The organism is Nocardia sp. NPDC003345 (assembly GCF_053589395.1).
In genome coordinates, this window is record NZ_JBSFRU010000265.1 from 1 (window position 1) to 9,322 (window position 9,322).

Genomic DNA, 9,322 nt, shown 5'->3' on the forward strand with positions numbered 1-9,322 from the left:
TCGGTGCGGAAACCGGGGAACAACGCGTCGAACTTCTCCTGCGCCACCCGCGCCGGATTGTCCTCGGCCAGGTACCGCTCACTCAACCCCCCGAACTCGATATGCCGGAACGGTGTCATCAGCAGCACCAACCCCAGCAGCACCACCACGATGACCGCCCACGGCCGCTTCATCGCCCACACCGCCAGCCGCGAGAAGATCCCGCGATCGATCTCGGCCTCGGTACTGGCCCGCGCGAAACGCCGCCACTGCCACAGATCGATCCGATGCCCGGCGATCCCCAGCATCGCCGGCAGCGCCGTCACCGACAGCAGCGCCGCCAGCAGCACCGAACTGATCCCCCCGTACGGCACCGACCGCAACACCCCGTTCGGGTAGATGAACAGCGCCCCCAAGCTCACCGCGATGATCGCCGCCGAGAACAACACCGTGCGCCCGGCCGTCGACACCGTCCGGGCCACCGCGTCCTCCACGCTGCGGCCCGCCGCCAGCTCCTCCCGGAATCTCGTCACCGTGAACAGTCCGTAGTCGATCGCCAGCCCCAGACTCACCAGCGTCACCACCGCGCTGGCGAACACATTCACCTCGATATGGCCGGTGAGCAGCCGCATGATGCCCTGGGTACCCAGAATGGTCATCCCGCCGACCAGCACCGGCAGCAATGCCGCCACCACCCCGCCGAATACGAAATACAGCAGCAACGCGACCAGCGGCAACGCGATCATCTCCGCACGCCGGATATCGTCCTGCATACCGGTGTTGATCCCCTCCACCACCGGCTGCAACCCCGCCAGCTCCACCGTCGTGCCCGCCGGGCCGGCCCCCGGACCGTCCGCGCGCAGATCCGGGGTGATGGCGGTGAAGTTGTCGACCGTCACCGAACCCTCACCCCGCAGGCCGATACTGGCGAACGCGTGCGTCCGGGAATCGTCGGCGAACTGCCCCGACAGCGCACTGTCCCAATAGCTGTCGATCCGCAGCACATGGCCGGGATGATCCCGCAGCAACCCCGCCAGCTGCGCCCGCACCTCGGTGCGCACCTGCGGATCATCCACCGTCTTACCCGGCGGCGCGGTATACAGGGCGATCACATCACTGTCGGTATCGCGACCGAAGGTGGCGTCGGCCAGTTTCGACGCCGCCACCGACTCACTGGATTCGTCGAACCAGCCCTCCTGGGTCAGCCGGTCGGCCAGATCCCGCCCGTACAGGCCCGACAACCCCACCACGGCCAAGAACACCACGAGCACCGCGACCCGGTGCCGGTACACGAAACGACCCCACCGATGGGTCCCCGAACTCACCATGCCCAGCGCTCCGGCCCGCGTCTAGCCGCAGGCCGCGGTGCGGTAATCGGCCGAACGCAGAATCCCGCACAGATCCGTGCGCGACAACTTCCAGGAACCGTCCAGATAGATGAAATGCACCACCGTCGTCCGGACCGCGGTCCCCGAACCGTCCTTGTCCAGCCGCAACGTGGCCGTCACCGTACCGTCGTGATTGTCGAACACCGGATCGGTCACCCCGTACACCGCGCGCGGATTGTCCTGCAACGCCCGGTACATATCCGGAATGGCCTCCCGGAACGCCTCACCGTCCTCGATCAGCGCCGTCCGCTCCTCGTCGGGTAGCTCCGGATCCAGCGCCCGCTTGATCTGGCCGTCCAGCTCCGCCGCGGTGGGCAGCGCCCGCGACGCCAGCTCCTGCGAGGTCGCGGCGGCCGACGCCGACAACGCCGCCTTCGCCGACGACCGCGCCGCCGCCACCGCATCGGAATCGGCCCCGGAATCGCATCCGCTGACCAGGGCCGCCGCGGCCAGCGCCGCGGCGACGAAGCCGGCGCGCCACGCGCGAGACGGCCGGAGAACAGGTGTGTACCGCATCACGTACTGAATACCATCATTCACTGCCTGCCCTCGATCACCGACCCCAGCCGCGCCAGCAGCGCGCGCACGGTCGGCACATTACGGTCCCGCGGCGACGGCGTCGCGTCCGGCAGCAGATCCCGCACCAGCGCCACCACACTGCGCGCGTCGTCGAGATCGATATCGGTGACCCGCGTCTCCGCCACGGCCACCACATCCTCCGGCCCGGGCACCTCGGTATCCAGGTCCGACCGGTAGATCTCCAGTTGTAAGGTCGCCCGCACCGTCCGGAACGCGTACGGGTGCCCGTCGCCGGTACGGCCGAAACCGTGCGCGAACGGTCCCGTGGTCACCTCATCGGCGGAAAATCCCGATCCGTCGTGCATCGTCGTCTCCTGACCTCCGCACCTTCCGATTCGTACCGTAGCCCGGCACCCGGACCGTCGATCTTCGACACCCCCGTATACCCCGCTGCCGCACCGGCCTACCCGCACATGGTCAGATAACCGGATGCAGCATCGGTCGTTCCCGGACACCGCGCCACGAGTTCGGCGTCGGCGACCACACGCCGTGGTCGCCGCCACCCTCCTGGTCGCGCTCGTCCTCACCGGCTGCTCGGACGACCCCGAACCCGGCGCCGGTGACGCTCCCACCCGCGAACCGGCCGCACCCGCCGTCTCCCCGGCCACCACCACCGCTCCCGCGGGGCAGGTCTACCCCGCGACAGCGCCCGTCGCCGCCCTGGCCGCCGACCCCGGCAGCGGAAACCTGGCCGCGCTCGACCCGGCCGGAACCACCCTCACCCTGTTCACCACCGCCACCCGGCCACCCACCACACATCGGGTCTCCCTCCCCGCACCCGCCGTCGCCCTCGCTCCCGGCACACCCGGTGAGATCCTGGCCGCCGCCGACGGCGTGATCCTGCGCATCGATGCCGCCACCCGTGAGGTCACCGAGATACCCGCCGGGGCGAACCTGCGATCGGTGCGGTCGCGGCCCGACGGGACCCTGATCGCGGGAACCGCGGACGGCCGGGTCCTCGTCCTGGACCGCACCGGCGGCGTACAGCACACCGTCACCGGGCTCGCCTCCGCCGACGCCCTCGCGCTCACCGGCGACACCCTCGCCGTACTGGACCGCCGCCAGACCCTGCTCACCGAGATCGAACCCGGCTACGAACATCTCGGGCTGGCCCTGCGGGCCGGAGCGGGCGCCGCGAACCTCACCGAGGCGTCCTTCGGCCGGGTCGTCGTCACCGACCCCGACAGCGGTCAGCTCCTGGTGTTCACCACCGATCCGCTCGTCCTGCGCCAGCGTTACCCGGTAGGATCGTCGCCTTACGCACTCGCCTACGACCGGCGTTCTGACACCGTATGGGTGACGTGCACGCAGAGCAACGAGATCGTCGGCTACGACCTGTCGGCGGGATCACCACGCGAAGTCGGCCGCTACCCCACCGTCCGGCAGCCGAATACGGTGACCGTCGACGAGTCCACCGGCGATCTCTACATCGGCTCGGCGACCGAACCGGGTCTGCAGCGGATATCCGCGGACCAGCGCAAGAGAGGGCAGTGATGGCATCCACTCCACGTGCAGCGCACCCGCGCAACAAACTCCCCGCCACCTGGGAGACCAGCAGCGACGACTACGAGTACGTACCGCTGCGGCTGCCGCCCGACGTCACCCGTGTCACCGCCTCCATGCGGCTGGCCATCCAGGCCGAATTCGGCGGCTGGGAACTCTCGCGCGTCCGCGCCTACACCGACGGCAGCCGGCGCGTCCTGCTACGCCGCCGCAAAACCGCCCTCACCACCCCGGCGGGCAACGCCGCGGAGCTATGACCGTGCTGTACCGATTACTGCTGTCGCTCATGTTCCTGGTGCCGCCGGAGACGATCCACCGCCTCGTCTTCGCCCTCATCCGCACCGCCACCGCCGTCGCACCCGCCCGCGCCGGGCTGCGCCGCCTGTTCGCCGTCGACGACCCGATCCTGCGCTCCACCGCGTTCGGAATCGACTTTCCCGCCCCGCTCGGCCTGGCCGCCGGTTTCGACAAGGACGCCACCGGCGCCGGCGCCTGGGGTGCGCTCGGCTTCGGTTTCGCCGAGATCGGCACCGTCACCGCCGCCGCCCAGCCCGGCAACCCCGCGCCTCGCCTCTTCCGGCTACCCGCCGACCGGGCCCTGATCAACCGGATGGGCTTCAACAACCACGGCGCCGCCGCGGCGGCCGCCCGCCTGCACGGCCGCGCCACCACCGTCCCGATCGGCGCCAATATCGGGAAAACGAAGGTCGTCGAACCCGACCACGCCGCCGCCGACTACGCCACCAGCGCCCGCCTGCTCGGCCCGCTCGCCGATTTCGTGGTCGTCAACGTCAGCTCCCCCAACACCCCCGGCCTGCGCGATCTGCAGGCCGTGGAATCCTTGCGTCCGGTCCTGGCCGCCGTGCTGGACAGCGTCCGGGTTCCGGTGCTGGTGAAGATCGCCCCCGATCTGTCCGACGAGGACATCGACGCCGTCGCCGACCTCGCCGTCGAACTGGGACTGGCCGGAATCGTCGCCACCAACACCACCATCGGCCGCACCGGGTTGAACACCGACCCCGCCGAGGTCGCCGCCCTCGGCGCCGGCGGGCTGTCCGGACCGCCGGTCGCCGAACGCTCACTCGACGTGCTGCGCCGCCTCTACGCGCGCGTCGGCGACCGGCTGGTGCTCATCTCCGTCGGTGGCATCGAAACCCCGGAACAGGCCTGGGAACGGATCCTCGCCGGCGCCTCCCTGCTGCAGGGCTACACCGGATTCATCTACGGCGGGCCCTTGTGGACCCGGCGCATCCACAAGGGCATCGCCGCACGTCTGCGCGCGGGCGGCTATCACCGCCTCGCCGACGCCGTGGGCGCCGGACACGCCGCGCACCGCTGATCCGCCCGGACCGGGCGACGGCTCAAGCGGCCGACCCGCTGCGAACCGCGCCGGGATCCTCCCGGAACGGCATCGGGCCGGGACCCCGCTCGTCCAGGAACCGGGCTTCCAGCTGACGCTCCTCCACTCTCCTGGCCAGCAGGTACACGACCTGATCCCACAGCAGGCCGAGCACCTCCACCTGCCGCGCCGCATACGCCATCGCGGCGGCGTCCTCCACCAGGTCGGGGATCGAGAGGATCTCGTCGACCTCCATCCCGGCGTAGGCCTGCTCATAGGACAGGCTCCGGCCGGGCAACCAGCTCAACTGCCACGAGGCCCCGTGGCGGGTGTGCACACGTTCGGCGAATTCGGGGGAAATACCACTGGTCATCAGCCAGTAGGTGATGTGGATGGTCACAGCTGCCTCCTCAGGGGGCTCGGCACCGAGACCGGGCCGGCGCAACGGCCGGCCGGCGCGGCATCGCTGCCGTCGGGAAAATGGCGTGGACGCGGGCGCTAGAGCGCCGCTGCGGAGGACGCCTCCGGGTCCGTACCAGCGCAAACGACGGGTCGACGCGCGGGATATCGGTGTCCGCGGAACCGGGCTGTCGTCATCGGCATCACCAGGCCCTCCCGTTCCTCTATCGAGGTAAAAAGCTATTCCAAGTGTGTCATTTGACTGTTCCGTGGGTCAATCCCATGTCAAATGCCGTTTGCACTATGGTTATTGCCAAAATCGTGTCGGCCGAAACCCCAGGGCGGAGGCACGGAAGCAGAAAGGCGCGCCGCATGGTCCAGCACGACGACACCGCCATCGTCGCCATCCGCAATATCCTCACGCGGCTGTGCAAACGCTCCGGCCTCAGCCCCGACCGCCTCACCACCACCGAAATCGACATCACCCCCCTCCTCGACCTCCCGGTCATGCGGCGCTACGCCGACGCCCACGGCACCACCCCCCTCGCCGCCGTCCTACCGGTCGTCCGCGAACACGCCCGCCGCCTGCCCGCGACCCACCGGGTGATCACCGACGCCGAACTCTCCCTCGGACTCCTCCGCGACTCCCGGCCACCCGGAATCGAACCCACCGGGCTCTACTCCCAGGACCTCGGCGCCCGCCGCGAATACCTCTCCGCCCACTGGCGCCGCCTCCACGAAATCGCCGAAGCCGACGTCGTACCCCCCGCCCCCACCGTCCGGTCCCTGCGCGCCACCCCCGAACGCCGGGCCTTCACCGCACTCGCCGCGCTCCTGGTCACCGGCACCGTCTACACCGACGATCACATCGGCCGCAGAACCACCCGCCACGACACCGTCGGAACCCTCACCGTCGTCGGCGACGCCGTCATCGACCACATCTACCAGGTCGACAGCATCCCCGATGCCCGCGGCTTCGCCCGCGGCCGCTTCAGCGACAACCCCGGCGGAAAAGCGCTCAACCGCGCCGTCGCCGCCGCCCGCCTCGGCATCGACGTCCGCATGGTCACCACCATCGGAGACGACGACGCCGGCCGCCGCATCCTCGACTACCTCCACTCGGAGAACATCGACACCTCGCTGATCCGCGTCGTCCCCCAGGCCCGCACCCCCATCACCGCGCTCATCGTCAGCCGCACCGGTATCACCGGCACCATCTTCTGCGACGACGACCGCATCCGGCTCGCCGCCACCGAACTGATCGGCCCCGCGGTCCGCGAGGCACTCGCCGCGAGTGACGCGGTACTGGTGACCCTGGAACCACCACTGCCCGTCATCGAACAAGTCCTCGCCATCACCCAGGCCCTGCCGGCCCGGCCGACAACGGTCGTCGCCGCCGCCCAGACCGAGAACCCACAATCCCTGTACCGCTACCTGTCCAGCGTCGACTACGTCATCGGCTCCACCAACGAACTCGACAGCATGGTGCCCGAGATCCCCGCCCAATCCGCCCCCCACATCGCCGAACAACTGCAGATGCTCGGGGCCCGCGCCGTCTGCGTGGTCGAGGACTTCGGCTGCACCGTCCGCTCCGACCGGCTCGCTCTCGACATCCCCCGGGTCCAGGCCGCGGCACTGACCGATGTACCCGGCTCCCGCGGCGCCTTCTCCGCCGCCCTCGTCTACCGGCTGCTGTCCCACGCCGGCACCGCGGAAACCGGCGGCCGCCGTATCGCCGACGAACAGGATTACGGCTGGGCCACCGCGGCCATGGTCGCCACCCAGTCCTTCGCCGGCGACGTACCCGGCGCCATGCCGACCACCGACGACGTGGACCGGATCATCCGGCTCACCGCCGAACGGCACTGACCGATGCGCCGGCCCGCGACACGCCGCCCGATCGGCAGATCTCACCGACGCGCCGCACACGGAGTGCGGAACACACACGCCGGGCGTAAAGTCGGCTACCGGCCCGCCGAGGCGCAGGAAACCACCCCTCGCTCGGCGGGCCGAGCGCTGCGCAGGCCCTCTCCGGCCACCCCGTCGCACCATACGAACCCATCGAAGGAGTCCCGACCTTGACCGCAGCCGACGGGGCCGCCGAGCCCGACACCGGGCACAGGTTCACCAGGAACGGGCAGGACACGCCGGTGCGCATCCAGGCCGTAGACGGTGACCCCGCCCTGGGGCACCTGCTGATCTTCGGCGAACCCGGCGACAACTGCCTCGTCCGAATCCATTCGCGCTGCCTCTACGGCGAAGCACTGGGCTCCGAGGACTGCGATTGCGGACCGGAACTGCGCAAATCCCTCGACCTGATCCAGGCCGAAGGAGCGGGCATCCTTGTCTACCTCGAACAGGAAGGCCGCGGCGCCGGACTGATCGCCAAGGCTCTCGGCTACCGGGAAGCGGAACGCTCCGGCGCCGACACCTTCACCGCCTACACCACGCTCGGCTATCCCGCGGACGGGCGGGCCTACGACCACGCCGCCCGGAGTCTGGCCCGGCTCGGCCTCGGCAAGGTCCGGCTGCTGACCAACAACCCCGACAAAGTCCAGGCGCTCGTCGACGAGAAACTCGATGTGACCCCGGAACCGCTGTACACCTCACCGCTCAGCGCGCGGGCCGCCGCCTACCTCGACGCCAAACGCCGGCACCGCGGCCACTGGATCCCTGTCGCCGATCCCGCCGACACCCACCGGCGGCTGCCGCTGCCCGGGTGACCGTCTGCCGCTGACCCAGACAGAACCAACGCGCTTTGTCCGTTTCCCGGCTACTATGAGTGATCCGCGTCACTCCGGCTGAACGGTGTTCCGCATCCGGAACACCCTCACCGGACAAGAGTCCGCGGAGCTCCAGCATCTCGGGAACGGACCATGACAACAGATATCGCCTACCCGCACCGCACCGGCACCACCGTCTACACGGTGCCCGCGGCCTTCCAGCAGACCCTCACCCTCCGCCCCGATGCCGTCGCCCTGCGCACGGTCGGCGGCACCCAGGAGATCACGTGGCGCGAGTACGGTGAACGAGTCCGTGTGCTCGCCGCCGGCCTGGCCGCACTCGGACTGCGCCGCGGCGACACCGTCGGCATCATGCTGACCAACCGTCCGGAGTTCAACCTCCTCGACACCGCCGCACTGCACGTCGGCGCAACTCCGTTCTCCGTGTACAACACCTGTTCCGCCGAACAGATCGCACACGTGTTCACCAACGCCGGCAACAAGATAGTCATCACCGAACAGCAGTTCCTCGATGTCATCCGCGCCGCCGGCGTCCCCATCGAACACCTCGTCGTCGTTGACGGCCCGGCGGAAGGCGCGAAAACCCTCGCCGACCTCGAGAACAACCCCGACCCGGACTTCGATTTCGAGACCGCCTGGCAGGCCGTCGAACCCGGCGACCTGGCCACCCTCATCTACACCTCCGGCACCACCGGCCCCTCCAAAGGCGTGGAACTCACCCACCGCAACGTCCTCGCCCAGGTGATCGCCCTCAGCAGCGGACCCCTCGACGTCGGCCTCGACGACCGCGCGCTGTCCTACCTCCCGGCCGCCCATGTCGCCGACCGCATCTCCGGGCACGCCATCAACCTCATCACCGGTATCCAGATGACGACCGTCCCCGACCCCCGGGAGATCGCGGCCGCACTCCCCGACGCCCGCCCCACCATCTTCTTCGGCGTCCCACGCGTCTGGCAGAAGATCAAAGGCGGCGTGGAGGCCAAGCTGTCCGCCGAAACCGGAGCCAAGAAGGCCATCGCGAACTGGGCCATCGCCACCGGCATCGCCGCGGCGAAGGCCGACCTCGCCGGTACGGGCCGCGGCCCACTGTTGTCCTTCCAGCACCGCATCGCCGAGAAAATCCTGCTCGCGAAACTCCGGGCCGCCCTCGGACTCGACGAACTCCGCGTCGCCTCCTCCGGCGCCGCGCCCATCCCGCCCGAAACACTCGAATTCTTCCTCGGGCTCGGCTTCTGCGTCTCCGAGGTATGGGGGATGTCCGAAACAACCGGTGTCGCCACCTACACCGAACTCGACAAACCCCGGCCCGGATCGGTCGGACGCCCGGTCGACGGCCTCGAACTCCGCCTCGCCGACGACGGCGAAGTACTCGTCCGCGGCCAGATCATCAC

The 9,322-nt window shown here is 69.7% G+C and carries 10 protein-coding genes; 6 read left to right on the forward strand and 4 right to left on the reverse strand.

Annotated features, from left to right (window positions below; all coding sequences use genetic code 11):
• The 3 genes from ACWDU1_RS24080 to ACWDU1_RS24090 form a co-directional block, all read right to left on the reverse strand.
• Positions 1–1,307: MMPL family transporter (locus ACWDU1_RS24080; protein WP_450001754.1), on the reverse strand; the 1,307-nt coding region annotated here is incomplete at its 3' end.
• Positions 1,308–1,328: 21 nt separating this feature from the next.
• Positions 1,329–1,883, reverse strand: a complete 555-nt coding sequence (locus ACWDU1_RS24085) for a hypothetical protein (RefSeq protein ID WP_450001755.1) — start codon at positions 1,881–1,883, stop codon at positions 1,329–1,331.
• A gap of 20 nt (positions 1,884–1,903) precedes the next feature.
• Positions 1,904–2,251 (reverse strand): hypothetical protein, encoded by a 348-nt coding sequence (locus ACWDU1_RS24090; protein ID WP_450001756.1) that lies wholly within the window; start codon positions 2,249–2,251, stop codon positions 1,904–1,906.
• 124 nt (positions 2,252–2,375) lie between these two features.
• On the opposite strand from ACWDU1_RS24090, the gene ACWDU1_RS24095 reads away from it, so the two are divergent.
• From ACWDU1_RS24095 to ACWDU1_RS24105, 3 genes are read left to right on the forward strand one after another with little or no spacing between them, the layout of a single operon-like run.
• On the forward strand, positions 2,376–3,440 hold the full coding sequence (locus ACWDU1_RS24095; protein ID WP_450001758.1) for a hypothetical protein: 1,065 nt from the start codon (positions 2,376–2,378) through the stop codon (positions 3,438–3,440).
• Positions 3,440–3,706, forward strand: coding sequence for a DUF5703 family protein (locus ACWDU1_RS24100; protein WP_450001760.1), 267 nt, complete (start codon positions 3,440–3,442; stop codon positions 3,704–3,706). Before ACWDU1_RS24095 ends, ACWDU1_RS24100 begins: the two co-directional genes overlap by 1 nt.
• Before the next feature lie 5 nt (positions 3,707–3,711).
• Positions 3,712–4,788, forward strand: a complete 1,077-nt coding sequence (locus tag ACWDU1_RS24105) for a quinone-dependent dihydroorotate dehydrogenase (protein ID WP_450001767.1) — start codon at positions 3,712–3,714, stop codon at positions 4,786–4,788.
• A 22-nt stretch (positions 4,789–4,810) separates the two neighbouring features.
• Here the strand turns inward: ACWDU1_RS24105 and ACWDU1_RS24110 are convergent, their stop codons facing one another.
• The gene (locus ACWDU1_RS24110) at positions 4,811–5,188 is read right to left on the reverse strand and encodes a hypothetical protein (RefSeq protein ID WP_450001761.1); all 378 of its coding nucleotides are present in this window, start codon (positions 5,186–5,188) and stop codon (positions 4,811–4,813) included.
• 371 nt (positions 5,189–5,559) lie between these two features.
• Between ACWDU1_RS24110 and ACWDU1_RS24115 the strand changes: the two genes are divergently transcribed.
• From ACWDU1_RS24115 to ACWDU1_RS24125, 3 genes are all read left to right on the forward strand, one after another.
• Positions 5,560–7,056 carry a carbohydrate kinase family protein gene (locus ACWDU1_RS24115; protein ID WP_450001763.1) on the forward strand — a complete coding sequence of 499 codons (1,497 nt, stop codon included), beginning with the start codon at positions 5,560–5,562 and terminating at the stop codon, positions 7,054–7,056.
• A gap of 209 nt (positions 7,057–7,265) precedes the next feature.
• On the forward strand, positions 7,266–7,910 hold the full coding sequence (ribA, locus tag ACWDU1_RS24120) for a GTP cyclohydrolase II RibA (protein ID WP_450001765.1): 645 nt from the start codon (positions 7,266–7,268) through the stop codon (positions 7,908–7,910).
• 153 nt (positions 7,911–8,063) lie between these two features.
• On the forward strand, positions 8,064–9,322 hold a 1,259-nt coding region (locus tag ACWDU1_RS24125; protein WP_450001766.1), incomplete at its 3' end, for an AMP-dependent synthetase/ligase.

Excerpts from the sequence above, each read along its gene's own strand:
- ACWDU1_RS24095 (WP_450001758.1), top strand. The coding sequence starts at position 2,376 with ATGCAGCATCGGTCGTTCCCGGACACCGCGCCACGAGTTCGGCGTCGG.
- ACWDU1_RS24115 (WP_450001763.1), top strand. The coding sequence starts at position 5,560 with ATGGTCCAGCACGACGACACCGCCATCGTCGCCATCCGCAATATCCTC.
- ACWDU1_RS24100 (WP_450001760.1), top strand. The coding sequence starts at position 3,440 with ATGGCATCCACTCCACGTGCAGCGCACCCGCGCAACAAACTCCCCGCC.
- ACWDU1_RS24085 (WP_450001755.1), bottom strand. The coding sequence starts at position 1,883 with ATGCGGTACACACCTGTTCTCCGGCCGTCTCGCGCGTGGCGCGCCGGC.
- ACWDU1_RS24090 (WP_450001756.1), bottom strand. The coding sequence starts at position 2,251 with ATGCACGACGGATCGGGATTTTCCGCCGATGAGGTGACCACGGGACCG.